Source organism: Campylobacter aviculae (genome assembly GCF_005406215.1).
GTDB classification, from domain to species: Bacteria; Campylobacterota; Campylobacteria; order Campylobacterales; family Campylobacteraceae; genus Campylobacter_D; species Campylobacter_D aviculae.
Window position 1 is genome coordinate 24,051 of sequence record NZ_NXMA01000002.1, and the last position, 25,281, is coordinate 49,331.

Sequence of the window (25,281 nt, forward strand, 5' to 3'; positions counted from 1 at the left end):
AATTCACATTAAATCAATAAATTCTTTAAAAATATACTTGCTTTCATGAGGACCAGATGAACTCTCTGGGTGATGTTGAACTGATATAATTGGATATTCTTTATATTTAACACCCTCAACATTATCTCCAAAAAGGTTACGATGTGTAATGTAAGCTACTTCACAAAGTTCTTCAGGAACATTGTAATTATGATTTTGTGCTGTAATTTCAACGCTTTTATTATTTAAATTAATAACAGGATGATTTGCTCCATGCTGTCCAAATTTCATTTTATAAGTTTCATAACCAAAGGCATTGCTTAGAAGTTGATGTCCTAAACAAATACCTAGTATTGGGATATTAGCTTTAGCTATTTTTTTAATTTCCGCAATTTCTTGTTTTAAAATTTTTGGCTCTCCAGGGCCGTTAGAAAGAAATACTCCTTGAATTTCACCTTTTTTATAAAGCTCTATAAGTTCTTGTGCTTTGACATTGTAAGGATAAACTTCTACTTCTAAACCTGCTTCGACAAGCTCATTTAAAATATTAATTTTTACTCCATAATCAATAACAGCAACCTTTTTTGTGCTTCTTTTAGCCTCATTATAACTTTGAGTAGTATGATTCCAAACGCCTTGTTTATGAACATAAGATCGTTTTGTGCTGACTTCTTTAACAAAATTAACTTCATCAATTTTTGCCGATTTTTCTAAAGCTGATTTTAATTCTTCTTTATCAAAAATTTCAGTAGAAATAATAGCTCTTAAATTTCCAAAATCTCTAATCATTTTAACTAAATATCTTGTATCAAGATCATATATTCCTATTTTTCCATGTTTTTTCAAATACTCATCCAAACTTTGCTTAGCACGAAAATTAGAAAAAGTAGAACTCAATTCGCGTATTAAAATACCACTTGCAAACACCTCTTTACTCTCATTATCACAATCATTAGTTCCTACTATACCAATCTCTGGCATAGAAAAAACGATGAATTGCCCAGCATAAGAAGGATCAGATATTATCTCTTGGTATCCAGTTAAAGAAGTATTGAAAACTAACTCCCCAAAAAAAGTTCCATTTTTGCCAAAAGCTTTAGCTGTTAAAAAAATATCATTTTCTAAATAAACATAAGCTTTCATAATTTAAAACATTCCTCTTTTTCTAAGTTCTTCTTGATAAAGCTTTTCAAAGATTAACTCATATTCTTCACTACCTGGAATGGGTTTGGTTTTATAATTACTTATTTTTTCATATACCTCATCTTCTAAATTTTCATAAATTTTAAGATAATTCTCTATACTAGAAAAAATTAAATTTTTTACCCTATTTTCGCTAACTATAAAATTAATATAATCATTTTCTATAAGCTCTTCTAAAATCCTGTGTGCTAAACGATTATGACGATCTTCTAAATTTACAATAACATCAAATTGTGGTGCAAGTTTTTTTTTGACAAGCCAAAACATATTTTTTCTATCAACTTGCATAAGCTCCATTTCATCTTCTTGTTCTTCTAAAAGCTCTTTAGTTCTTTCATCTAATTTTCTTTCATTAAAGACATCATTTTCTAAAATTTTCCTAATACAAGGATTTAATTCTTCCATATTACTCTTAATCTCAACAAAAGAAGAATTAGCTAAATCTAAGACTATTTTATTTGTAATATAAGGTATATGTGGCAATTTTATACGCATTTTTCAACCTTTTAAATAATAATCTTAAAATAATAATATATTTATGTTAAAAAACAAATTTAATGAGTTTTATTATTGTCTATATTTTTTAGCAATAAAGTTAATTCACTCGCTTTTTTAGGATCCATTTTAGAAAGAACTCCTGAAATTTTACGAGATTCTAATGAAAACATAATTTTACTTGCATCATCAGCATCCATTTGACTTAATACATCAGCTATAGCCGTATCTTTCATCTGGGAATAAATTTCTTTTACCCTGCCTTCTGTCTTTTTATTAATCGAACTTAAAATGTTTTGTTGTTCTTCTAGCAATTTAGCATTTTGATCTTTTAAAGATTGAATCTGTGCTAAAGTTGCATTCACTTCAGCTTCTTTTTTGGCTAGTTCTTCCAATCTTTCCTTTTGCAAAGCTTCAAAAGATGCCTTGTAAGCTTCTAAAGATTGCCTGGCTTCATCAAATTCTTTCGTTTGTAATTCTAATTGCGCCTTTCTAGCCTCAAAATACTCTTCACAATTTTGTTCAGCACCAAAAACTACGTTTAGACAAACGATTAAAAAAAACACTTTTTTATTCATATTTTTCCTTATTAAAAAAACGACTTATAGCTATTTCATCAAGAAATTTTTCTTCAAGCTTAGCAAGTTCTTTTTGTTTTTGTTTAATTTCTTCTGCTTCTAAAACTTTCATTTTTTCATAATCCAAATGAGCCTTTTGATATAAAAATTGATAATGAACCATTTCTTTTTTGGAAAGTTCTACTTTTTCTTTAGCTCTAGCCAAAGTGTCTCTTCCAACTTGTCTCATGGCCAAATTTGATCTTAATTCCGCCACTGAACCTGATTTTGGCAAAATGTTTAAACTCTCGCATTCTTTTTTGGAAAGTTCAAGTATTTTTTCATTTTCAATCTGCCTTTGCTTGGCCTGATTTAAATTTGACTCCGCTTTATCAAGTTGCTGCTTTTTTACTTTTACAACAGAATTATATCTACTTTTCATAAAACGATGGTATCTTCTCTTTCTGGACTTGTTGAAATATATTTTACCTTAATACCGCATAATTCTTCTAATTTTGCAATATATTTTTTAGCATTTTCTGGCAACAAATCATAATCTCTTATACCAAAAACTTTATCCCAACCATCCATTTCTTCATAAATAGGTTTAGCATTTTCTAAGTCACTCGGAACATAATCTATTTCCATTCCATTGTATTCATAGGCACGACAAATTTTTATTTTTTCAAAACCATCTAAAACATCAAGTTTCATTAAAGATAAAACATCTAAACCATTTAATCTTGCTGTATATTTTACCGCAACAGCGTCAAACCATCCACAACGTCTTTTACGTCCAGTACTTACACCAATTTCTTTGCCGATGCGTGCAATTTTTTCTCCATCCTCACCTTTATCTTCAGTAGGAAAGGCTCCATTGCCCACTCTAGTTGTGTAAGCTTTTACTATACCTATAATATTTCCTATTTCTTTAGGATTTAAGCCAAGCCCAATCAAAGCGCCTGCCGAAACTGTACTCGAACTTGTTACATAGGGATAAGTTCCATGATCGATATCTAACATAGATCCTTGTGCTCCCTCTAAAAGAACTTTTTTATCTTCATCTAAAGCTTTCCAAAGCATTCTAGTCGTATCTGTAATATAAGGAGTTAAAATTTCACTAAAACGTTTAAGATCGTTTAATAAATCATCACTATCAGGGATTTCAACGCCTAAAAATTCTAAATAACTTTTATCCAATTCAAAATCCTTCATTAAAGCATTATGAAGTCTTTGAGGATCTAGAAGTTCGCCCACTCTACGCCCTATACGATTGATTTTATCCGCGTAAGAAGGACCTATACCTTTTCCAGTTGTTCCTATAGCATCTTTACCTTTAAGTTTTTCTTTTGCAATATCTATTAAAGAATGGTGTCTTAAATTTAAATGCGCTCTATCGCTTATATATAATCTGCCTTTTAAATTTTCAAATTGTGCCATTTCCGCGATTAAAACTTCAGGAGAAACCACAACTCCATTTCCTATAATATTAATACATTTTGGGTTTAACACACCACTTGGCATTAAATGAAGTGCATATCTTACTCCATCCACCCAAATAGTATGCCCTGCATTATGTCCGCCTGCACTTCTACAAACAAAATCATAGTTTTGACATAGCTTATCAACTATTTTGCCTTTTCCCTCATCTCCCCATTGAATGCCAACAACAATATCTGCTTTACTCATTACAACAAATCCTTTTTTACGGCGAGAAGATGAGAGAATCGAACTCCCCAAAGAATAGCCAGCTACCCTTTCATCTGATTTGAAGTCAGTGGCGATCACCAGATACGCTAATCTTCCAAAGTTATAATTATACCGGTTTTTAATGAAAAACAAAATAAATTTATCAATATTTATAAAAACTAAAATTTTCGACTTTATGTTAAAATTTGTAAGATATAGTTTTATTTTTTATTGAGTTTTTATAATATCAAAATTTTAATGATATCGTAACCACTAAAATACACTTTTTGATTGGTTTTTATGTAAAATCTTCTTTCATTGATCATAAGATAATATCTACAATGATCTCATTATTACAAAGCTTAAAAATATTTTAAAATATAATGAAAACTATATCAAAAATCTTAATTATGTGAAATATTATCACCTATAAGGAGAAATTTTGTTACTAAAATACACAAAAAATTATAACTTGCTCTATTTATAACAAAATATTAAAACACTATTCAGTATAATAATTAGGCTAAGAAGGAGAAACATGTGGCAAGGAAGAAATGATGGTGATGAGATTATCCATAAAAGATTATTTAAGTGTCTAAATAATTCTTCGAAGAATAAATTATTGGGCTTTTGCTCATCTTTAGGAGTACAAAGAAATCATGGTAGAATAGGAAGTGAATTAGCTCCAAAAATCATAAGAAAAAATATGGCAAATTTTGCCATCCATGATGATTTTGATTTTGAAGATTTAGGAGATATTGAAAATTTTGATACCTTGGAAATAGGTGATGATTTGCTTTATTGTAAGTGTTTAGAAATTTTACATAATAATCATTATGGTGTGATTTTAGGCGGCGGGCATGAAACCTCTTTGGCTCCCATTAAAGCACTTTTGGATTATAAAAAAAGCGTAGGAGTGATCAATTTTGATGCACATTTTGATGTAAGAATTCAAAAATTGCATACTTCTGGCAATTCTTTTTACAAAGCTTATGAATACGCAAGAAAAAATAATTACCATTTTTCTTATCTTTGCTTAGGTGCAAGCACAATATCCAATACAAAAGCACTTTTTCAAACTATGAAAGATATAAAAGCAGATTATGTTTTGGATAATGAATTTGAAAAATCTACAAAAGCTATTGATAATTTCTTAAAACAAAATGATATTATTTATTTAAGTATAGATGTGGATGTATTTTCTCAAAGCATTGCACCTGGTGTAAGTGCTCCTGCCATATTTGGCATCAATTTGAAAGAAATTTTACTCTTGTTAAAACTTATTTTTGAAAGTAAAAAAGTTTTTTTAGCAGATATTTGTGAATTTAACCCTAAATTTGATATAGATAATCACACTGCAAGGTTAGTTGCTTATCTAGCGTATTTTTTACTAAGTAAAGGAGAGATATGAAATTTGAAAGCTTGAGCGTATTAGCTATTAGTATTGGAGTTTTATTGTTTGGAATGTTTTTAAAAAAACGCTTCTTAATTTTGGAAAAATTTTGCATTCCATCACCTGTTATAGGTGGATTTTTGGTGAGTATAGTGGTTTGGCTTTTAAGCTTTATTGAAGTAAAAATTGATTTTGATACAAGTTTGCAAACCCCATTAATGGTAGCTTTTTTCACTGTAATAGGATTAAGTGGGAGTTTTAAACTCTTAAAAGTAGGTGGAACAATGCTTTTAATCTATCTTAGCTGTTGCTGGTTTATGGCACTGATGCAAAATGTTATTGGCATTTCTATGATGAGTTTATTTGATTTAAATAAATTATATGGAATTTTATGCGGCTCTGTTTCTTTAGAAGGAGGACATGGCAATGCCATAGCTTTTGGTGGTATGGTTGAGGAATTAAGTGATTTAAACAATGCCAAAGTTTTAGCCATAGCTGCTGCAACTTTTGGGTTAATTTCTGGTTCCTTACTTGGAGGACCTGTAGCAAGATATCTTATAAACAAACATAAATTAAAAATCACAACAAACCAAGATATTAAAGATACAGATCCTTTAAAACATGAAATTCATATTGCAAGCTATAAAGATTTTCTAAAATCTTTATTTTTGATATTATGTATTATATGTATTGGATTTTATCTGAGTTCTAAATTTACACATTTTAGTGGATATTCTCTACCTAGCTATGTTGGGGCTATGTTAATTGCTATTGTTGTAAGAAATATTAATGATATTTTTAACATTTTTAAACTTAACCAATATACCATAGATACTATAAGTGAATTAAGCCTTGGTATTTTTTTAACCATGGCCATGATGAGTTTAAAAATCAATGAACTAAGTGCCGTTGCCGCGCCCCTTTTTATAACTTTAATGGTGCAAGTTTTGTTTTTATTATTTTTCGCAATTTTTGTAGTTTTTAGACTATGTGGAAAAAACTATGATAGTGCAATTATGTGTGCAGGACTTATGGGACATGGTTTAGGTGCAACGCCAAATGCGGTAGCAAATATGAATGCAGTTTGTACTAGATATGGCTTAGTTTCCAAACAAGCCTTTTTGATTGTACCCTTATGTGGTGCTGTTTTAATTGATATGTTAGCCATACCTTTAAATACTTATTTAATTAATCTTTTTGCATAAATATTCTCGCAATTTGCGAGAATATTTTTAAAGTTCTTTTAGCATTCTTTCATATGCAGCTTTTGTTCCTGATTGAACATTTGTAAGTAAGCTTGCAATAATAATCATTGCCGAAGCTGCTAAAAATCCTGGAACTATTTCATAAAGATCTGAATTGGCAAAATTTTTCCATAAAACCACCACAACAGCACCAGTTATCATACCTAAAATAGCACCTATTCTTGTCATCCTGCCCCAAAACAAGGAAAAAAGCATCACCGAACCAAAACTTGCACCAAATCCCGCCCATGCATAAGAAACAATGCTTAAAACACTTGAATTTTTATCTGTAGAAATTAAAAATGCTATAATAGACACTAGTAAAACACCTATCTTGCCTAAATTTAAAACCACATGAGCGGGTGCATCTTCTCTAAAGATTTTTTTATAAAAATCTTCTGCAATCGTAGAACTTGATACAAGAAGTTGAGAACTTGCAGTACTCATAATAGCTGCTAAAATTGCAGAGAGTAAAATACCTGCTATCCAAGGATTGAATAAAAGTTGAGACATGAGTATAAAAATCTTTTCAGGATCTTGTAAGCTTAACTCAAATTTATACACATAAGCAATTCCTAAAATACCTATCATGCAAGCGCTTAAAAGACAAATTGCCATCCAAACAATACCTATAAATGTAGCCATAGGAATATCTTTGATCGATCTAATTGACATAAAACGAACCAAAATATGAGGTTGTCCAAAATATCCTAATCCCCAAGCAAGTGCAGATATAATACTTATAACTCCTACTCCTTCGCCCATAGATAAAGCATTTGGTTTAATTTCTTTGACTATATTCATTGCCTCATTAAAACCACCTAAATGAAAAAGCATGACTAAAGGTACGATAATTAAAGCAGCTATCATTAAAAGTCCTTGAATCATGTCTGTCCAACAAACAGCTTTGTATCCACCTAAAAAAGTATAAGCCACTATAATGATTGTTCCCATGGTTAATGCGTACTCATAAGCTATTCCGAAAGTGCTTTCAAAAAGTTTTGCACCGCTGACAAGCCCAGAGGAAACATAAAAAGTAAAAAATATTAAAATTATCGTAGCACATACGATACGAAGTATGTGTTTATCATCATCAAACCTTGTTTCAAAATAATCAGGAATTGTCAAAGAATTTGCAATCACACTCGTATAAATTCTAAGTCTTTTTGCTACAAAAATCCAATTAAAACTAGCCCCTATAGTAAGTCCAATCGCAATATAAGAATCCACAAAACCGCTTACATATAAGGCCCCTGGCAAACCCATTAAAAGCCAACCACTCATATCAGAAGCTCCTGCACTCAGCGCAGAGATCACAGGACCCATAGAACGACCGCCTAAAAAATAATCTTCAGTATTTTTATTTTGTTTATAAAAATAAAAACCAATGTAAAGCATTAAAATTGTATAAATTAAAAATATTATAATAATTGGTACGCCCATATAAACGTTTTCCATATCTTATCCCTTAAGTAAATATTCTAATTTTGTTTCATTATAAAATCTGCATTAACGTTTTACAATTTGCTAATATTGAAATTTTTGCAAAAGTTATTTTATTGTAAAATAAAAAAAATTAACAAAAAATAAACTTATCTTTTTGTGCTGAAACACACTGAGCAATAATACAAGCTTCAATTCCTTCATTTTTTAATGATTGCAGACATTTAGAAGATTGATTTTCGGTTACTGCTATCAATAATCCTCCAGAAGTTTGAGGATCGCAAAGCAATAATTTCTCCTCATTAAAAGTAGGATAAATTTCTTGAATGAATTCTAAATTTTTATAAGCACCTGCTGGAATTAAGCCCATATTAAAATATTCTTTTGTTCCTTGTAAAAAAGGAATTTCACTCTCAAAAATTTCAAAAGAAATGTTCTCATTTAGCATTTCTTTTAAATGTCCTAAAAGCCCAAAACCCGTAACATCGCTTATTGCACTTACTTTAAATTCAATTGCAATTTGACTGGCCTTATAATTTAAACTCATCATATTTTCAAGCATAATATTTAAATGCTTTTCTTGTAAAAAATTCGCCTTTAAAGCCGTACTTAAAATTCCAGTTCCTAAAGGCTTAGTTAAAATAATTTTATCCCCTTCTTTAGCAGTATTATTAGCGATAAATTTATCAGGATGAACTTTACCAGTGACGCTAAGTCCAAAAAATAATTCCGAGCTTTCAATCGTATGGCCACCAACAATAACTCCACCACATTCACGCACCTTATCATTAGCGCCCTCTAAAATTTCTTGCAATATCTCTAAAGAGTGATTTTTAGTGTCAAATCCTACTATATTTAAAGCATTTATCACTTCAGCCCCCATAGCAAATACATCACTAAGGGCATTAGCTGCAGCAATGGCACCAAAATGATAAGCACTATCTACTATAGGCGTGATAAAATCTAACGTTTGCACGAGTGCTAAATCATTACTGATTTTATAAACACTCGCATCTTCATTATTGCCGATATCGCTAAGTAAAGCTGGAGATTTTTGCATAAAATTTAAAATTGTTTTAAGACCGCCCGGGCTTAATTTTGCTGCTCAACCTGCCGCTTTTACAAAATGCGTTAAATTTTGATTTTTATATTCCAAAACTCTTCCTATAAGGTAATGATTTTTGCTTTTCCAAAAAGTTCATTGACAATCTCATAAGCATTTCCAATAGAACCTATTTTTAATTCTTTAGTTTTGCTAAAAAATTCCAAGCAAGCTCCACAACTTATAATCTCTACTCCTAAATTTTCTAATTCTTTCATAGCCATATGTGCTTTATGATCCTTATTTGTATTTACTAAAACACTTTCATTCACACAAATAATTTTACTTGGAATATTTTCAATATTTTTTAAAGTTTCCAAAAAACCAACAAATAAATTCTCTCCTAACTCCCCACAACCCACTTTATCGGATTTCAAAAATAAAATGCTATATTCATTAGGATTAGTTTTATTTAAATCCACTTCTTTTTTCTCAACATAAACAATGATTTCATCCTGATATTCTTTAAAGCTAGGGTTTAAATTTAAGGAATTTAAAAATTTTAAAACATTATTTTTGGAAATAATAGAATTTAAAACAATTTCTAAACTTTCTCCATTGTTTAAATTTTCAAGAGCTTTTTTTGTTTCAACGACAGGTTTAGGGCAATCAAGATTTTTACAATCGATTTTCATTATTTTTCCTTAAATAAAATTATACTTAAAAATAAGCATAATTTTATTTAGATAATCTTGTAATTACTCTTAAATTGTTAAAATTTCTTTTTGTTTACATCCTCTAAAATCGCATTAGCTATATGATTTACCTCACTTGTGATATGATTTGTGGTATTTGCAATTTCAGCATTTTCTCTAGTTGCGCCTTCGAGTTTGATAATAGTATCATTGATTTGTGTAATTCCTATGGTTTGTTCTTTAACAGATCCTGCAACTTCGTTAATATTTTGCACTAATATATTAATATTAGCTTCAATTTCACTTAAAGATTTTCCTGTTCTTTCAGCAAGCTGCCTCACCTCATCAGCTACAACTGCAAAGCCACGTCCATGTTCTCCTGCACGTGCGGCTTCTATAGCAGCATTTAAGGCCAAAAGATTGGTTTGTTCTGCAATATCTTTAATAACACTAGCTATATTCCTAATATCATCTGCTTGATTAGCAACCTCTAAAGTTTTTTCATTAATACCCTGCATAGAATGATTGATCTGTTCTATTGTTGCCGCACTTTGTTCCAGTGATTGTGCTTGAATATCTGAACTTTCTGTTAATTTCTGCATAGAAGTTTTCAATTCTTCAGATTGAGAAGCCAATTCTTTAGAAAATTTCGAAGAAGTTACGAGCATTTTTCTAATCTCTTCGCCTAAAATATTTGTTGTAAGTTCAACCTCTCCTCGTGCATTGTCAATAGAAATACTAAAATCAAGTGCCTTATAGCTATCAAAAACTTTATTAATTTTATTCATATCAGAACCAATTTTATTTTGCAATACATCGAGCATTTTATTTAGAACATTTTTAAGTTCTATAAGCTGAGGATTGGTAGGAATTTTTGAAATTCTAGCTGTTAAATTTCCACTTTCTATTTCCTTAACTGTTTGAACAGACTCATCTACGGCTTCTTGATCTTGTTTTAAAGAAGATTTTGTTCTTTCTATGTTGGCATTAATCATCTTACCCATAGTACCGATTTCATCATCAGCATAAATTGCAATAGGTTTAAGTTCAATTTTTTCATAATTTAAAAATTTAAAAAATGACTCTAAAGAATTTAAAATTACAGGGAGTCTAACTCCAATAATTTTTCTAATACAATAATAAATAACAAATAAAACCAAAATTACAAATACTAATGAAGCACCGACAATAACCATTTGAAGTTCTCTTAAAGGTTTAAAAATAGAACTTTTAGGTGCTGTTACTATAATACTCCAGGAAGAATTACCGGCTTTAAAACTACTTAGGCTAGCGTAAGAATCAGCACCAGCTGAAGACACATAATTAAAAATTCCATTTTCGCCTCTAGCTAAAGCTTTATAAACACTTTCTGTTTCTTCTCCTCTGTTATTAACTTGTGTAAGATTTTTTAGTATTAAATTTCTATTTGGATGAACTGCTATATAACCTTCTGAATTTAATAAAACATTTAACTGACCGTTAAAAAGAAATGACTTTGAATCAAGTAAATAATTGGTGATGGTTTCCAAATCTAAAATCAAACCCGCAACACCTACAAGCTTGTTTTGTTTTCCAAAAATTGGCATAGCTATATTTAAACCATTAAAATCTTTTCCATCTAAATTCATCTTAATACTTCTACCTATATAGGTTTGATCTTCTCCATACTTTGCATTGTGCAAAATATCTTGGACTGCTGGAAAATTTAAAATATCATCAGTAGATTGAACTATCTCAATACCACCACGCTTATTAATCTCTTTATCGGTATAAAGAATAATGAAATTACCGCTTTTGGTATTAAAAAATTTACTCTCATCTTTAAAGTATGCGGGTGGATCTAACAAATATAAATAGGTAAAACTCGAATAAGCACTATTATCAAAAAGATTGGTGAGAATATTTGTGATACTATCAATGTCCAAATCATCCTTATCCGTAGATTTAAACATTTCTGTAAGAGTATAAGCTTCACTTTTGTTTAAAGCTATCATTTCATTAAACATACCTTGAACATGAGCTGAGTACTCTTCTGAAGTAGCCGAAATAATATTTTCGGTACTTTTAGTAATATTTTCACTTACTCGTTCTGTAATTAAAAAAATTAAAAACACTAATCCCAATATAATAATAATTGCAACCGATAAAATTAATTTTGAAGCAATATTTAAAGATCTGAACATTGATTTAAACCTCTGATAATTTAAATTAAATATTAGAAAATTAAAATTATATTATTTTTATAGAAAAAATAAGCTTAAAATCGAGTCAATTTTTTTTATACTTTAAAAATAATTCTTTAAAACGTTTATTAGCATACTCTTCTATATCTTTTTGCAAAATAGCAAAATTTTCCATAAGCTCTATAGCTTTAGGAGTTAATTTTGTTCCTGATTCTTTCGAGCGACCTTGCTTTGTGCTTACTAAAATTTCTTGAGAATTTTTTTGCAAAACCTGTAGATGCATCCATGCTTTTTTGTAATTTATCCCCATCAGTTTAGAAGCATGCAACAAACTTCCCGTTTGTCCTATTAGTTCCAAAAGTTCAGTTTTTCCTTTACCAAAAAGCAAATCTCCATCTGAATTTTCAATCCAAGTTTTAGTTCTAATAACAAATTGCTTTCCTTTTTTCTCCTTAAAGCAACCAAGTTTGCAATATTTCACATCAATTTTATATGCTTTTAAAGCTGAACGCATACTTTTTAAACCGCAACTTTTTTGGGCGATCTCTCTAGCTTCTTCACAAAAAATTCTTCTTTTATGATCGAGCTTAGGTTCTAATTCTTTTAAGACTTCAATTTTTCCTTTTTCAAAATCCAAATGCCCAAATTGACCCAATTCACAATTATCAATTCTGATATTATTTTCATTAGCAAGCTTACCTATTTCTTCAATATTTTTTGAAAATTTTTTCGCTATTTTAAAAGCTGTTCCGCAATCTAATTTTTCATTGCTATTTAGCATTTCTTTCATATAAGAGAGTATTTTTTTATCATCCATGAATTCGAAAATCTCCGCTATAAATATTGATCTTATCTTCTCTTGCAAAACCACAAAGACTTAAGTCAAATTTTCTTGCTATCATCACACCCAAGCAAGTAGGAGCCGTTCTTGAAACCAAAATTGGCACTCTATGCATAATCGTTTTAGCAACCATTTCAGAACTTAAACGACCGCTTACCATTAAAAAACACTGATCAAGTTTAACTCCGGCTAATCTTGCCTTTCCTAAAGCCTTATCTATAGTATTATGTTGAGCAATATCTTCTCCGATAAAAAACGTTTTTTCATCAAAAAAAAGCTTAGCTGTATGCACACATCCTGTTTTTTCATATAAATCACATTGAGTATAAAATTGACTCATTTGTTTTAAGATATAATCTTTACTAAATTGAGTTTTGGAAGTTATTTTCATGGCTTCAATATTTTCTATATCAATATTAGCCGTGTGTGCTCTACCGCAACCGCTGATCACGACTCCTTGGACATTGAGTTTAGCAAGATTTTCTTGATCAATTTTTGCTTCAATATGCACACTCATGCCATCATCTTTACTTTCAATTTTTTGGATATCTTCCACTCTAGCGATGATATTTTCACTCATCAAATACCCCACCGCTAAAGCCTGTTCATCAACCGGCGTTGCCATTAAAGCACCGATTCTTTCGCCATTAATAAAAATTTCAAGCTTGATTTCACGCACTAAAGTATCATCACAAGTAAAAGCTTCATCGCCTTTGTATTTTAAAATTTGAGTTGTAAATAAAGGTTCCATTAGTATCTCTTAAAAAATAAACTGCAAATATTATATCGAAAAAGTAAATATTTTAATAATTTAAGTTTAAATTTATGGGGGGGGGTATAATACATTTCTCAATTTTAATATTATATAATTAGAAAGGAGTTATTTATGACAAAAAAGAGTAAAATTTTACTCAGTATAGGTGTAGCTACTTTGCTTTATTCTAGTGGCTTCTCACAGGAAATAGTCTTGTATGATCCAAAACAATTTCCAGAGTATTTCACATTTGATGGTGATGATAATGTTTATTTAAAAGATTCTTACAAAAATCAGGATTTAACTTTTAAATTTAGCAACGATCTTGGCTTGCCAGATGATTGGCCTGAACAAAAAAATGAAACGCCTAATCTTAATATTGATTTGGGAGATCATACCCTATCTTTCACACAAGATGATCCCAATAAAGAGACTTATATAACTAATTTCAATCTAAGTGCTAAAGATATCAAAACACAAAATATTATCCTACAAGCTTTCAAACCTTCAACCATCAATGGAAATTTAGAGATGAAAGGAGTAGGAGAAGTAATAGGAGAAGAAGGTGGCTCAATGATCTTGCTTTTTAATGATGACGGATCAGGTGATATAGCTTATAATGGTAGTTTAAATATCAATGGAAATCTTACAGCCGATGCAACAGTGTTTGCAACTTATGGTAATTTTATCAAAGTAAAAGGCAATGCCAATCTTTCTAATTCGGATTTTAAACTTGTAAAACGTTCCTATACTGATTTGGGGGCACACGATGTTGTAATGATTCAGGCTAAAAATTTCAATAAAGATATTTTAGAAAAAAGCAATTTCGCAAGTGCATGGCTTTTAAAATTTATAAATGATTATGTTCCAAATGCAAATTTTATATCACAAGATTCTTTAGAATCTGGATATATTATAGATGTTTCAGATAGTAAAGAATTTGATCCTTTGGTGAATTATAAATTAAGCATTAAAGATTGTGGTGGAAATCAATGTTTAGTTATCAATGGGGGCGCAACCAATGCCGCTAAAGATAAACTCACTCAATTAAAAGTAGATGTAGCTATGATTGATACATTGTTAAAACAAACATACCATGATGATGAATCACAGAAAGACGAATGGGAGAAAGCTAAAGCTGAACTAGAAAAGCAAAAACAAGAAATTCAAAAACTCATCGATGAAGCACAAAGCAATGGTGGCAAAATAGACGATAGCAAGTATCTTGATCTTGTAGCACCTAATCTAAATCCTAATGATAAAGCTTCTGTTTTAGCCCTTCGATCTATCACAGATCAATTAGGAAGTATAGGTGCTGACTTAGCAAGTAGAGAGGGTATAAAACTCGCTCTTAATATCAAAAAAGACACTGATGATACAGGCAAATCCGTCTCTAGCCTAAACTCAAGTTCAAGCTCTGTAAATACAACAATGAATGTGGCTAATGACGTTTCAATAGGTCAAAGAGTAGCTATGCTAAATAACCCTTTTGGAAACTATGCGTCTAAAATGAGTGGGCTTAAATTTGCTGCTTTAGAAAGCGATATAAGGCCAAGTTATGTAAATGATTATACTCAAAGTGTTTGGGCTAATGCTTTTGGTGGTGCAAATATCATCGATGGAGATAGCGGTGCAATGTATGGTGCAACCATAGGTTTAGATAAGCAAGCAAACGATCAAGTTTTATTAGGTATGTATTTTACCTATGCAAACGCTAAGATTAAAGACAATGCTTTAGAACAAAAAAGTGATAATTTCCAATTAGGACTTTATTCAAGTATCAACATAGCTCCGCAATGGGAAATTGGTCTAAAAGCTTACGCTCAAATTTCTCCAACAGATCAAGATCATATACAAGTAGATGGTGCTTATGATTCAAGTTATACAAACAAATTTTTAGGTCTTAGTGCTAATGCTGGTCGCGTGTTTGATTTTAGCGATAACACTTTCTTTGTTAAGCCATTTGCTGGAGTAAATTACTACTTAAGCTATACCCCATCTCATACAGAAAATGGTGCTATTGCTAAGGATATTGATTCTATGAGAAATAATTCTGCAAGTCTTGAAATAGGAGCAGAATTCAGAAAATATATCAATGAAAAATCTTATATTTTTGCTACTCCAAAGATTGAGCAATTTATTGTAAATAATGGAGATGACTACACAGCCAATTTATCCATAAACAATGCTTTTTTCACTAGCGTTGAAGCAAACAATAAGAAAAAAACTTATGGACAAGTCATTGTGGGCGGAAATATAGATTTCACTGAACAATTAAGCATGAATGTTGGTTTAGGTGCTAAGCAAATTTTAGCCGGTAAAGTTGATAACAAAAACGAAACTTATTTAAGCGGTCAAGTAGGACTTAAATATAAGTTTTAATTTTTAATGAATGCAAAAACTTCTTCTATAAATTAGGGCTTAACAAGCCCTAAACTTTAATAATTATTTTCAATCAAGCTTAAAAACTCACTCTTTTATTAAGTTAATATCTTAAATTATACAAAAATACAAAATCATAAAAATTTAATATATATTTAAATAAATTTATATATTATTATATTAAATTAATAAATATTAAATAAAATATTTAGGAGAGACCATGAGTATCCATAGAAGAGATTTTCTTAAATGTACAGGGATAGGTTCTATTGTTTTAAGCATGCCTGGACTTCTAGGTGCTTTCAATGGTGAAATAAAAAGCTCGAAAAAATTTGTCAAGAGTATTTGCGAAATGTGTAGCACAAGATGCCCTATAGAAGTACGATTGGATGACAATAAAAATATTTTCATACAAGGAAATAATTTTTCAAAATCTACAGAAGGTAAAATTTGTGCAAGAGGAGGTTCTGGAGTAAATCAACTTTTTGATCCAAAGCGCCTTGTTAAACCTTTAATGAGAGTTGGAGAGAAAGGCGAAGGAAAATGGAAAGAGATAAGCTGGGAAGAAGCTTATGATTTTATATCTAAAAAACTCAATGAACTTAAGCAAAATTACGAACCTCAAAGTGTTGCATTCGCTGCTAAATCTGGACCTGAACAAATTTTTTTAAATCAATTTGCTTATGCTTATGGTTCTCCAAATATTTTTGACCATGGTTGTACTTGCCCATCAAGTTATACTACCGCATTAAAAAGTGTTTATGGAACTAGTTCCTTAAGTAGGGACTATAGTAATACCAAATTTATGCTTAATTTTGGACACAATGTTTATGAAGGAATTGTAATTTCTTATGTAAGAGATATAACAAAAGCCTTATCTAAAGGTGCTAAACTTATATCTTTAGATCCAAGATTTTCCATATTATCTTCCAAAGCTAATGAATGGCTGCCTATAAAACCTGGTGGAGATGTAGCTTTTATGCTAGCTTTCGTTCATACTTTAATATTTAACGAACTATATGATAAAAAATTTATTGAAAAATATACAATAGGATTTGACAAACTTAAAGAAAGTGTTAAAGATTATACACCTGAAAAAATGGCACCTTATTGCGATATAAGTGCTGAAAAAATTGTTTCCTTAGCTAAAGAATGTGCTTCATTTGCACCTCATTGCATTGTTGATTATGGACACCGATCTACTTTCAGCTCTGAAGAAATAGAACTTCGTCGAGCTATAGCAATTGCAAACGCACTCTTAGGAAATATAGAAAGCGAAGGAGGAATGTATTTTCCAAAAAGCGCGTCACTTTACAATAAAATAGCTTGTCAAAAAGTGGCACCAGAATTTAAGGGATCTATTTTACCTAAAATTTCGGCTCCAAATATACCACGCATTGATGGAGTTGATATTAAAAGAGGAGAATTTAGCAAAATTTCTAAAAGTCGCGGAATCTATAGCAAAGTTTTTGATGCAATTTTAAATGAAAATCCCTATCCGGTTAAAGGGCTTTTCATCACTCGATCCAACCCGGTTATGACAATAAACGAATCACAAAAAGTCGTCGAGGCTTTAAAAAAACTTGAATTATTTGTCTGCGTTGATATCTATCTAGGCGATAGTGCGCAATATGCAGATATTATTCTACCGGAATCTACCTATCTTGAAAGAGATGAACAATTTTTATCACACAATGGAAAAAATCCTGGCTATCAGGTCAGGCAAAAAGTATTAGAACCGATAGGTGATACTAAAGCTTCATCTCAAATTTATAAAGAATTAGCTGAAAAAATGGGTTTAGATAAATTCTTCCCATATAAGGATATAGAAGATTTTAGAATGAAACAAGCCTTTGAATATCCTGAAGAAATTTTTGAATTAAAAAATAAAGGTATTTTAAGCTATAGCATCCCACTTCTAGCAAGAGATAAAGAAAGTATTGCTAAATTTATAGAAAAATATCCACTCTCTAAACAATTTCTTGACAAAGATGGAGAATTTAGTGAATTGATGAAATGTAAAACCGAAAGTGGTAAAATCGAACTTTTTGATGAAGTATTGGAAAAAGCTTGCAAACGCGGTGGTTTAAGTTTTAACGATCCTAAATTAAAAACGAAAGATGAGCAATTTTATTTTATACAAGGAAAAGTAGCAGTACATACAAATGCTCACACAGCAAATGTTCCATGGCTTAATCATCTTATGGATCACAATGCCGTTTGGATTAATCAAAATATAGCTAATAAACTTAATCTAAAAAAGGGGGATAAAATAAAAATAAAAAGCAAATTCGGTGAACAAATTGCTGATGTTTTGCCTACTATAGGAATTAGAGAAGATACTCTTTTTGGCTATTTTGGATTTGGACATACAAGTAAATGGCAACAAATTTCCTATAAAAAAGGAATTAGTGCAAGCCATTTGTTAGCTGATACCATATCACCTGTAAGTGGCAATAGTGTTCATACTATTGGTGTTAATATTGAGAAAATATAGGAGTTAACTATGAAATACGCAATGGTTTTTAATTCTCAACTTTGCATAGGTTGTCAGTCTTGCTCTATAGCTTGCAGAAGTGAAAATAAAGTGCCAGATGGACTTTATAGATTAAGAGTTAAAATTCAAGGCCCTAAAGGTTTATTTCCGAATTTAATCTTTGATTTTGAAAGATTTTCTTGTCAAATGTGCGAAGACGCTCCTTGTGTTTCAGTTTGTCCAACACATGCTTCCTTTATAGATGAAAATGGCATTATAGATATTGATTCTGACAAGTGTGTAGGTTGCTTATACTGCATAGGTGCTTGCCCTTATAATGCAAGATTTTTAGATACCAAAACCAAAATTCCCAATAAATGTAATTTTTGCAAGAATACTCATTTAAAAAATTATGGAGAGCCGGCTTGTGTCAGTGTTTGTCCGACAAGTGCTTTAATTTTTGGAGATTTAAATAATCCAAAAGATCCAATCTATGATGTTTTAAATAATCACAACTATGTTCGTCGCAAAGAACATCTAGGTACCAAACCTAAACTCTTTATCATACCAAATAAGAAAGGAGAAATAAGCTATGAATGAAATTTGGGGAATTGAAAACGCCACTATTGTTTGGCATTGGCCTATAGCATTTTATCTATTTTTAGCAGGAATTTCTTCTGGAGCTATGATAACGGCACTATTTGTAGAATGGATGAATCCTAAGCGTACCACACCTTGGGATGCATTTGTAAAAGCAGGAGTGTTAATCGGACCAATAGCTATTATAATAGGACTTACTATACTTATTTTCGATCTAAGCAAACCTTGGAATTTTTACCGATTGCTCATACACTACAATTTTAAATCTGTAATGTCTTTAGGGGTTTTACTTTTGCTTTTTTACACTCCTTTATGTATCATTTACATGATTTTACGCTTTAGAACAAATTTAAAGCATAGTTTTTTAGGCGGTATTATTAATATTTTTAATGGGATTCTTGATTTTTTAGAAAAATACTCTCTTTGGCTTGGAAGACTAATATTTGCACTAGCGGCAGGAGTTGGTATTTATACGGGATTTTTACTTTCCGCTATACAAACCTATCCTCTCTATAATAGCCCTATTTTACCTATTTTATTTTTAGCTAGTGGTTTATCAAGCGGAATTGCTGCATGTATTTGTTTTGGAATTTTATTATTTAGAGAAGAAGTTTCTAAAGAAAAAACAAAATACCTATTAACTATGGACTTAAGAGTTGTTCCTATTGAATTTTTGCTTTTATTTACATTTTTTATAGGCCTTTATTTTCAAGGTAGAGAAAAAGCCATAATTGCAACATTAAGTTTAAGTCATGGTTTTTGGGCTGGAGTATTTTGGATTGGCGTTGTTGGCTTTGGAATATTTATTCCAAGTTTTATCGCACTCACTGCTTTAAAAAATCATGCTTACAAAATCAATTTCATACTTATAAACACAATATCAGTTATGCTTGGAGTATTTGCTTTAAGAATGTTTATTTTATATGCTGGACAAATTTTTAATTAATGTAGTTTTATACTACATTAATTAAAACAAGATTTCAATTTCAGATTTTCTTTTTATCCTCAAGTTCTTTATACCAATAATGATGTAAAATATAAACCTCTTCTTCTTCCTTGTAACCAGTGATCATAGAATGAATACTTCCTTTGATTGCAAAAACAGCCATATAAATATGCACTCCAAAAAATACCACACATACAATGCCTAAAATATTATGCACTATAGCAGAAATCCTTAAAAGTTCTATTTGAGTTAAACCTAAAAAATTTTGAATCACAACGGAGTCAAAATCTACAAAATACATAAACAAACCCGTGACAATCATCAAAAAGCCGCCAAATACAGCAATATAATACCAAGTTTTTTGACCAAAATTAAACTTACCTGCAGGAATTGGCTTTTTAACTTTGCTTAAATAACCCCCAACAATCATAAGCCATTTAATATCATAGCTTGCAGGAAGCATTCTTCTAATCCAGCATAAAAACATAGGAATAATAGAAATGATAAATAAAATCATCGCTAAAGCATGTAAATTTTTACAAATTCTAACAAAATTTCCGCCCCCAAAAGTAGATCCAAACATCATAATTAAACCTGTAGGGATTAAAATAATCCAAGAAAGAGCCGCAATAAAATGAAAAATTCTTTCAAATAAGCTAAAAGTGTAAATTTTCTTTCCATTATGAGAAAATTGCTTTGGCCCAATCACCATATAATGCAAAGCAAAAGCACTTAAAGCAGCGATAATAGCGATTAGAGCAATCGTTGCAATATATTCTCCTTGCAAACTCGTCCAAAATTGACCAAAAGTATGATAATTTGGAATATTACTGATTCGATGATGATCCCATATTTGCGTATCTTGTCCCATTCTTTCTTCGCCATAAGCTAATAAATTTACAAAACAAGAAAAAAGCAAGATAAACATTTTTTTCATAAACGTTCCTTTCCTATATAGGCGATCTTCCATTCTATACTTTCTTTAGGTGAAACAATGCCATAGTTTCTATTACTAAGTCTATTTTGATAAATTTCTTCGATTTTTGAACTTTCGCCCACCAATAAAGCCTTAGTTGAACACATAGCCGCACACACCGGTACTTTACCTTCTGCGATACGATTTTGTCCATAAAGCTCTCTTTCTTTTTGTGAATTTGTTTCTTCAGGACCACCTGCACACATTGTACATTTATCCATAATGCCTTTATTGCCAAAAGCACTATCTTTTGGAAACTGTGGAGCACCGAAAGGACAGGCATACAAGCAATAACCACAGCCTATACAAATTTCTTTATCGTGCAAAACAATACCATCGGCACGTATATAAAAACAATCCACAGGGCAAACAATAGAGCAAGGCGCATCATCACAATGCATACATGAAATAGAAGTTGAAACTTCTTTTCCTTGTACGCCTTCATTAAGAGTAATCACGCGGCGGCGACGGATATTAATAGGAAGTTCATGAGCCTCATCGCAAGCGACCGCACAACCATTACAATCAATACAACGTTCATTATCGCAAAAGAATTTTAAACGATCTTTTTCTAAATTTATAAAATTTTCTTTACTCATTTTCCATCCTTAGAAATGCGACAAAGTCCGCCTTTGGTTTCTGGAATTTGACACATAACATCATAACCATAATTTGTAATTGTATTGGCACTCTCTCCACTCACATAAGGCTTAGTTCCTTCGGGGAAATTATGGGTTAAATCCACCCCTTGCATCACTCCAGTAAAGTGAAAAGGCAAGAAAATCATTTCTTTTGCAATACCTGGATTGAATTTCACCCTAACATGAATTTTTGTTCCCTCTGGAGAATGGATCCAAATCATATCCCCTTTTTGGATATTTTTTTCTTTTGCAAGCTCTGGATTGATCTCACAAAACATTTCAGGCGTTAAACGTGAAAGATACATAGAAGCTCTATTTTCCATACCCGCACCATTTAGATTAACAAGCCTTGCTGTGATGAGATTGAGTGGAAATTCCTTAGAATAATCCTTAGCCTTTTGCATAGAAATAAATTTTGTATCCACGCGATAAAGTGCTTTTTGATCTTCAAAAGTAGGATATTTTTGTACCAAATCATTCCTTGGAGAATGAAGAGGTTCACGGTGAAGTGGAATTTTATCTTTAAAAGTCCAAACAATGGCCCTAGCTTTAGCATTACCATAAGGAACTATACCTTTTTCTATACATTTATTTGCGATAATATTACTATCATCATAAGACCAAGTTGCACCCATTTTTTCTTTTTCTTCAGCACTTAAAGTAATTCCTAAAATTTTTTCAATATTTTCTTTAGTGATTTGTGGATATCCTGTATCAATAGGTGAATTTAAAGGCGCATTTTTAGCTAATAAACTTTCACCTTCATATTCAAGCCCAAAATTATTTCTAAAGCCCATACCACCTTTTGCTACTTCAATATCTACATTATAAAGCACAGGAGTTCCTGGATGTTTATCACTCCAGCAAGGCCAAGGAAGTCCGTAATATTCACCATCAACCTCATCTTTTCCCTCTAAAGTAACTTCGTTGAATTTATCCCAATTTAAAGTATGTTTTTTAAGTCTTTCAGGACTCCAACCATTTAAACCTATACTTCTAACCGCTCTAGCAATTTCTTTTGTAGCATTTTCAGGCCAAACAATCTCACCTTTTTCATCTCGCAAAGTTTTAGTGAAATCTTCATAAAAGCCAAGCTTTTTAGCAAGTTCAAATAAAATTTCTTGATCTTCCATGCTCTCATAAAGTGGATCAACAACCTTAAATCTCCATTGTGCACTACGATTAGTCGCGGTTACACTTCCACTGGTTTCAAATTGAGTTGCAGCCGGTAAAAGATAAATTCCATCTTTTCTTTCTGCGATAATACCTGCTTCATTTACAAAAGGATCTGCTAAAACCAAAAGTTCTAAAGCCTCTAAACCTTCTTTAACTTTAGCTTGCTGTGCGGTTGAAGTGATACCATTTCCTAAAACAACTAAAGCTTTTAAAGGTGTTCCTGCATTATCAACCTTATCATTTCCATCTTTGCCATTTAAAGCTGCTGCCCACCATCTAGCAAGAGAAAGTCCGGTTTTATGCATCCAATCTTTGCTGACAAAATTTCCTAAAAGCCATTCATAATCCACACCCCAAATTTTAGCGTAATACCTCCAAGTCGCTTCATTTAAAGGATAATAACCTGGTAAATTTTCACTCAAACAAGCCATATCCGATGCGCCTTGAACGTTATCATGACCACGTAGGATATTAACCCCGCCGCCAAATTTACCTATATTTCCAAGTACCATCTGTAAAATAGGAGCTAAACGCGTATTTGAAGTTCCTACAGAATGTTGAGTTAAACCCATAGCCCATACTAAAGTAGTCGGTTTATTTTTAGCCACTTCATGAGTGATCTCTACTAAAAGCTCTTTAGAAATTCCTGTGACATTTTCAACTTCTTCTGCTGTCCATTTTGCGGCTTCTTCACGAATTTTATCGATTCCAAAAACCCTTTCATCGATATATTTTGTATCCTCTAAGCCCTCATCAAAAATAATTTTTAGCATTCCATACATAAAAGCTATATCAGTTCCTGGACGAATTCTTGCATAAATATCCGCCTTTGCCGCACTTTTTGTAAATCTAGGATCCACAACAATAAGCTTAGCACCCTTTTCTTTAGCTTTTAAGAAATGCCTAAAACCTACTGGATGATTTACTGCAGGATTTGCACCGATGATAATAATACACTTACTTTTTTGTATATCTCCAAGATGGTTTGTCATAGCGCCATAACCAAATGTATTCGCCACACCGGCGACTGTTGCACTATGTCAAATTCGAGCTTGATGATCTACGTTATTGGTTCCAAAAAATGCTGCAAATTTCCTTATATAATAAGCTTGTTCATTATTGAGTTTGGCAGATCCCAAAAACATCACGCTTTCTGGATTTTCTTTACGATAAGCGGCAAGTTTTTCTCCAATCTCACTTAAAGCTTGTTCATAAGAAATGCGTTTCCACTCTCCATTTTCTTTTTTCATAGGATATTTTAAACGCACATGAGAACGCACCATATCGATCATATCAGATCCTTTGCAGCAGTGCCCGCCTAAACTTATTGGATGATCTTGAGCGATTTCTTGACGTACCCAAACTCCATTTTGCACTTCAGCAATGATGCCACAACCCACAGAACAAGCTGTGCAGATTGTCTTAATTTTTTTGCTTCCCTCAAACGCTTCTTTTAATTCAGCCTCGCTTGCTTCTCTAAGATTTTCACTTCTTGCAAGCAAAGGGGTAGCTAAACTTGAAAGAGCCGCCATTTTTAAAAAATTACGACGATTAAGTTTTATATCAACACTTGACATTATTCAGCCTTTGTATAATAATTTTCCCAATTTGCACTTCTTTGAAAAAGCACTTCTTTTTTCTTACTTTTACCTTTTACTACATCTTTATTTTCTTCTTTAGCAAAAGCTAAACCGGCACTAGGCAATAAACTAGCACTTCCTAAAACCAAAGCGGATTTTTTAAGAAATTCTCTACGATTTTGCATTCATCCTCCTTTTTTTATTAGTCTCTCTTCTTAGAATTTCAGATCTTGAAAGATCGTTTTGAACTTTTTTAGAAGTGGTTTTTAAAACTTTACCAAGATCAAAACAAGATCTTTCAAATTCTATAAAAGTTGCAAGTATCTTTGCTATTTCTTTATACAAATACGCTTTTTTATGCTCTAAAATTAGCGTGATAAATTCATCAATATTTTGATGAATTAGTTTTTGAAACAACTCCTTAGCTAAATCATCTTCTTTTAATTTTAAAAACTCACTCATTAATAAAAAACAAAATCCTACATTATCTTCACTTTCTTTAAATTTCATTTCATTGCGTCTTAAAATACTTTTTGAAAGAATTTCTCTCACACAAAGTAAGGCTTTTGAATTTTCAAAACCTTCTTCAAGATATGAAAATGTCATAGGAATAGCACTCTTTAAAGATAAGAAAAGCTCTTCATATTCTTTAAAAAATAACTCCAAATTTTTTTGCGAATTTTGTAATAACAAATCAAAACTATCTAATAAATCTTCATCAAACAAATTTTCTTTCATTACTTCCAAACAACGATATAAAGAATCTAAATGTTGTTTAGAATAAGAAAAAACAAAAAGATCGCCAAAAAATTGATAATAAAGACTTCTTGCTAATCTCAATTGCTCTAAATTCATAATCAATTCCTAAAAAATTTAGATTTGTAAAAATCAAAACAGACTTTATTATGCAAATATGACTTAATATAGTCTTTAAATCCTAAATTTTAATAGGTTTTATCTTATTATGATTTGAGTTAAAAAAAACT

At 31.1% G+C, this 25,281-nt stretch carries 22 protein-coding genes, 1 tRNA gene and 1 pseudogene; 6 read left to right on the plus strand and 18 right to left on the minus strand.

Annotated elements, in window-relative coordinates:
- Nucleotides 1–3: 3 nt before the first annotated feature.
- The 6 genes from carA to CQA76_RS00985 form a co-directional block, all read right to left on the minus strand.
- Nucleotides 4–1,122, minus strand: a complete 1,119-nt coding sequence (gene carA, locus CQA76_RS00960; RefSeq protein ID WP_137621589.1) for a glutamine-hydrolyzing carbamoyl-phosphate synthase small subunit — start codon at nucleotides 1,120–1,122, stop codon at nucleotides 4–6.
- A gap of 3 nt (nucleotides 1,123–1,125) precedes the next feature.
- Nucleotides 1,126–1,677, minus strand: a complete 552-nt coding sequence (locus CQA76_RS00965) for a DUF507 family protein (RefSeq protein WP_137621590.1) — start codon at nucleotides 1,675–1,677, stop codon at nucleotides 1,126–1,128.
- Nucleotides 1,678–1,736: 59 nt separating this feature from the next.
- Nucleotides 1,737–2,255: a MotE family protein gene (locus tag CQA76_RS00970; protein WP_137621591.1), complete on the minus strand. Its 519-nt coding sequence runs from the start codon at nucleotides 2,253–2,255 to the stop codon at nucleotides 1,737–1,739.
- The gene (locus CQA76_RS00975; RefSeq protein ID WP_137621592.1) at nucleotides 2,248–2,676 is read right to left on the minus strand and encodes a flagellar export protein FliJ; all 429 of its coding nucleotides are present in this window, start codon (nucleotides 2,674–2,676) and stop codon (nucleotides 2,248–2,250) included. Before CQA76_RS00975 ends, CQA76_RS00970 begins: the two co-directional genes overlap by 8 nt.
- On the minus strand, nucleotides 2,673–3,923 hold the full coding sequence (locus tag CQA76_RS00980) for an adenylosuccinate synthase (RefSeq protein ID WP_137621593.1): 1,251 nt from the start codon (nucleotides 3,921–3,923) through the stop codon (nucleotides 2,673–2,675). The genes CQA76_RS00975 and CQA76_RS00980 overlap by 4 nt, the downstream gene beginning before the upstream one ends.
- A 22-nt stretch (nucleotides 3,924–3,945) precedes the next feature.
- Nucleotides 3,946–4,040, minus strand: a tRNA-Sec gene (locus CQA76_RS00985).
- 421 nt (nucleotides 4,041–4,461) lie between these two features.
- Here CQA76_RS00985 and CQA76_RS00990 point away from each other — a divergent pair.
- Both CQA76_RS00990 and gltS read left to right on the plus strand, forming a co-directional pair.
- Entirely contained in the window at nucleotides 4,462–5,334 is an 873-nt protein-coding gene (locus CQA76_RS00990) for a formimidoylglutamase (RefSeq protein ID WP_137621594.1), read from the plus strand.
- A complete protein-coding gene (gene gltS, locus CQA76_RS00995; protein WP_137621595.1) occupies nucleotides 5,331–6,521 on the plus strand; it encodes a sodium/glutamate symporter in 1,191 nt (396 codons plus the stop codon). The genes CQA76_RS00990 and gltS overlap by 4 nt, the downstream gene beginning before the upstream one ends.
- A gap of 27 nt (nucleotides 6,522–6,548) precedes the next feature.
- Here gltS and putP read toward each other — a convergent pair whose 3' ends face one another.
- The 7 genes and pseudogenes from putP to fdhD form a co-directional block, all read right to left on the minus strand.
- Nucleotides 6,549–8,018 carry a sodium/proline symporter PutP gene (putP, locus tag CQA76_RS01000; RefSeq protein ID WP_137621596.1) on the minus strand — a complete coding sequence of 490 codons (1,470 nt, stop codon included), beginning with the start codon at nucleotides 8,016–8,018 and terminating at the stop codon, nucleotides 6,549–6,551.
- Between the two features lie 118 nt (nucleotides 8,019–8,136).
- Nucleotides 8,137–9,159, minus strand: coding sequence for a selenide, water dikinase SelD (selD, locus tag CQA76_RS01005; RefSeq protein ID WP_137621597.1), 1,023 nt, complete (start codon nucleotides 9,157–9,159; stop codon nucleotides 8,137–8,139).
- 8 nt (nucleotides 9,160–9,167) lie between these two features.
- Nucleotides 9,168–9,740 carry a sulfurtransferase-like selenium metabolism protein YedF gene (gene yedF, locus CQA76_RS01010; protein WP_137621598.1) on the minus strand — a complete coding sequence of 191 codons (573 nt, stop codon included), beginning with the start codon at nucleotides 9,738–9,740 and terminating at the stop codon, nucleotides 9,168–9,170.
- Nucleotides 9,741–9,817: 77 nt separating this feature from the next.
- Nucleotides 9,818–10,936, minus strand: a complete 1,119-nt coding sequence (locus tag CQA76_RS09375; protein WP_408608964.1) for a methyl-accepting chemotaxis protein — start codon at nucleotides 10,934–10,936, stop codon at nucleotides 9,818–9,820.
- A 327-nt stretch (nucleotides 10,937–11,263) separates the two neighbouring features.
- A pseudogene (locus CQA76_RS09380) lies at nucleotides 11,264–11,923 on the minus strand (PDC sensor domain-containing protein); the annotation flags it as partial.
- Between the two features lie 85 nt (nucleotides 11,924–12,008).
- Complete coding sequence (locus tag CQA76_RS01020) at nucleotides 12,009–12,740, minus strand: winged helix-turn-helix domain-containing protein (RefSeq protein ID WP_137621600.1); 732 nt, start codon at nucleotides 12,738–12,740, stop codon at nucleotides 12,009–12,011.
- Nucleotides 12,733–13,515 carry a formate dehydrogenase accessory sulfurtransferase FdhD gene (fdhD, locus tag CQA76_RS01025; RefSeq protein WP_137621601.1) on the minus strand — a complete coding sequence of 261 codons (783 nt, stop codon included), beginning with the start codon at nucleotides 13,513–13,515 and terminating at the stop codon, nucleotides 12,733–12,735. The genes CQA76_RS01020 and fdhD overlap by 8 nt, the downstream gene beginning before the upstream one ends.
- 135 nt (nucleotides 13,516–13,650) lie before the next feature.
- On the opposite strand from fdhD, the gene CQA76_RS01030 reads away from it, so the two are divergent.
- The 4 genes from CQA76_RS01030 (at nucleotide 13,651) to nrfD (ending at nucleotide 19,922) form a co-directional block, all read left to right on the plus strand.
- The gene (locus CQA76_RS01030; RefSeq protein ID WP_137621602.1) at nucleotides 13,651–15,900 is read left to right on the plus strand and encodes an autotransporter outer membrane beta-barrel domain-containing protein; all 2,250 of its coding nucleotides are present in this window, start codon (nucleotides 13,651–13,653) and stop codon (nucleotides 15,898–15,900) included.
- A 220-nt stretch (nucleotides 15,901–16,120) separates the two neighbouring features.
- Nucleotides 16,121–18,397, plus strand: coding sequence for a thiosulfate reductase PhsA (gene phsA, locus CQA76_RS01035; protein WP_137621603.1), 2,277 nt, complete (start codon nucleotides 16,121–16,123; stop codon nucleotides 18,395–18,397).
- A gap of 9 nt (nucleotides 18,398–18,406) precedes the next feature.
- Nucleotides 18,407–18,976, plus strand: a complete 570-nt coding sequence (locus CQA76_RS01040; RefSeq protein ID WP_137621604.1) for a 4Fe-4S dicluster domain-containing protein — start codon at nucleotides 18,407–18,409, stop codon at nucleotides 18,974–18,976.
- The gene (gene nrfD, locus CQA76_RS01045; RefSeq protein ID WP_137621605.1) at nucleotides 18,969–19,922 is read left to right on the plus strand and encodes an NrfD/PsrC family molybdoenzyme membrane anchor subunit; all 954 of its coding nucleotides are present in this window, start codon (nucleotides 18,969–18,971) and stop codon (nucleotides 19,920–19,922) included. The genes CQA76_RS01040 and nrfD overlap by 8 nt, the downstream gene beginning before the upstream one ends.
- Nucleotides 19,923–19,962: 40 nt before the next feature.
- Here nrfD and CQA76_RS01050 read toward each other — a convergent pair whose 3' ends face one another.
- From CQA76_RS01050 to CQA76_RS01070, 5 genes are read right to left on the minus strand one after another with little or no spacing between them, the layout of a single operon-like run.
- Nucleotides 19,963–20,859 (minus strand): formate dehydrogenase subunit gamma, encoded by an 897-nt coding sequence (locus CQA76_RS01050; RefSeq protein WP_137621606.1) that lies wholly within the window; start codon nucleotides 20,857–20,859, stop codon nucleotides 19,963–19,965.
- Nucleotides 20,856–21,497: a formate dehydrogenase FDH3 subunit beta gene (gene fdh3B, locus CQA76_RS01055; RefSeq protein WP_137621607.1), complete on the minus strand. Its 642-nt coding sequence runs from the start codon at nucleotides 21,495–21,497 to the stop codon at nucleotides 20,856–20,858. The genes CQA76_RS01050 and fdh3B overlap by 4 nt, the downstream gene beginning before the upstream one ends.
- On the minus strand, nucleotides 21,494–24,292 hold the full coding sequence (locus CQA76_RS01060) for a formate dehydrogenase subunit alpha (RefSeq protein ID WP_137621608.1): 2,799 nt from the start codon (nucleotides 24,290–24,292) through the stop codon (nucleotides 21,494–21,496). The genes fdh3B and CQA76_RS01060 overlap by 4 nt, the downstream gene beginning before the upstream one ends.
- The gene (locus tag CQA76_RS01065) at nucleotides 24,292–24,480 is read right to left on the minus strand and encodes a Tat pathway signal protein (RefSeq protein WP_137621609.1); all 189 of its coding nucleotides are present in this window, start codon (nucleotides 24,478–24,480) and stop codon (nucleotides 24,292–24,294) included. The genes CQA76_RS01060 and CQA76_RS01065 overlap by 1 nt, the downstream gene beginning before the upstream one ends.
- Nucleotides 24,467–25,150, minus strand: coding sequence for a molecular chaperone TorD family protein (locus CQA76_RS01070; RefSeq protein ID WP_137621610.1), 684 nt, complete (start codon nucleotides 25,148–25,150; stop codon nucleotides 24,467–24,469). The genes CQA76_RS01065 and CQA76_RS01070 overlap by 14 nt, the downstream gene beginning before the upstream one ends.
- Between the last annotated feature and the right edge of the window lie 131 nt (nucleotides 25,151–25,281).

Excerpts from the sequence above, each read along its gene's own strand:
- CQA76_RS00980 (WP_137621593.1), bottom strand. The coding sequence starts at position 3,923 with ATGAGTAAAGCAGATATTGTTGTTGGCATTCAATGGGGAGATGAGGGA.
- CQA76_RS00965 (WP_137621590.1), bottom strand. The coding sequence starts at position 1,677 with ATGCGTATAAAATTGCCACATATACCTTATATTACAAATAAAATAGTC.
- CQA76_RS01040 (WP_137621604.1), top strand. The coding sequence starts at position 18,407 with ATGAAATACGCAATGGTTTTTAATTCTCAACTTTGCATAGGTTGTCAG.
- CQA76_RS01065 (WP_137621609.1), bottom strand. The coding sequence starts at position 24,480 with ATGCAAAATCGTAGAGAATTTCTTAAAAAATCCGCTTTGGTTTTAGGA.
- CQA76_RS01050 (WP_137621606.1), bottom strand. The coding sequence starts at position 20,859 with ATGAAAAAAATGTTTATCTTGCTTTTTTCTTGTTTTGTAAATTTATTA.
- gltS (WP_137621595.1), top strand. The coding sequence starts at position 5,331 with ATGAAATTTGAAAGCTTGAGCGTATTAGCTATTAGTATTGGAGTTTTA.
- putP (WP_137621596.1), bottom strand. The coding sequence starts at position 8,018 with ATGGAAAACGTTTATATGGGCGTACCAATTATTATAATATTTTTAATT.
- CQA76_RS01070 (WP_137621610.1), bottom strand. The coding sequence starts at position 25,150 with ATGAATTTAGAGCAATTGAGATTAGCAAGAAGTCTTTATTATCAATTT.
- nrfD (WP_137621605.1), top strand. The coding sequence starts at position 18,969 with ATGAATGAAATTTGGGGAATTGAAAACGCCACTATTGTTTGGCATTGG.
- CQA76_RS01030 (WP_137621602.1), top strand. The coding sequence starts at position 13,651 with ATGACAAAAAAGAGTAAAATTTTACTCAGTATAGGTGTAGCTACTTTG.
- CQA76_RS00990 (WP_137621594.1), top strand. The coding sequence starts at position 4,462 with ATGTGGCAAGGAAGAAATGATGGTGATGAGATTATCCATAAAAGATTA.
- fdhD (WP_137621601.1), bottom strand. The coding sequence starts at position 13,515 with ATGGAACCTTTATTTACAACTCAAATTTTAAAATACAAAGGCGATGAA.
- fdh3B (WP_137621607.1), bottom strand. The coding sequence starts at position 21,497 with ATGAGTAAAGAAAATTTTATAAATTTAGAAAAAGATCGTTTAAAATTC.
- CQA76_RS00975 (WP_137621592.1), bottom strand. The coding sequence starts at position 2,676 with ATGAAAAGTAGATATAATTCTGTTGTAAAAGTAAAAAAGCAGCAACTT.
- yedF (WP_137621598.1), bottom strand. The coding sequence starts at position 9,740 with ATGAAAATCGATTGTAAAAATCTTGATTGCCCTAAACCTGTCGTTGAA.
- carA (WP_137621589.1), bottom strand. The coding sequence starts at position 1,122 with ATGAAAGCTTATGTTTATTTAGAAAATGATATTTTTTTAACAGCTAAA.
- phsA (WP_137621603.1), top strand. The coding sequence starts at position 16,121 with ATGAGTATCCATAGAAGAGATTTTCTTAAATGTACAGGGATAGGTTCT.
- CQA76_RS09375 (WP_408608964.1), bottom strand. The coding sequence starts at position 10,936 with ATGGTTATTGTCGGTGCTTCATTAGTATTTGTAATTTTGGTTTTATTT.
- CQA76_RS00970 (WP_137621591.1), bottom strand. The coding sequence starts at position 2,255 with ATGAATAAAAAAGTGTTTTTTTTAATCGTTTGTCTAAACGTAGTTTTT.
- CQA76_RS01020 (WP_137621600.1), bottom strand. The coding sequence starts at position 12,740 with ATGGATGATAAAAAAATACTCTCTTATATGAAAGAAATGCTAAATAGC.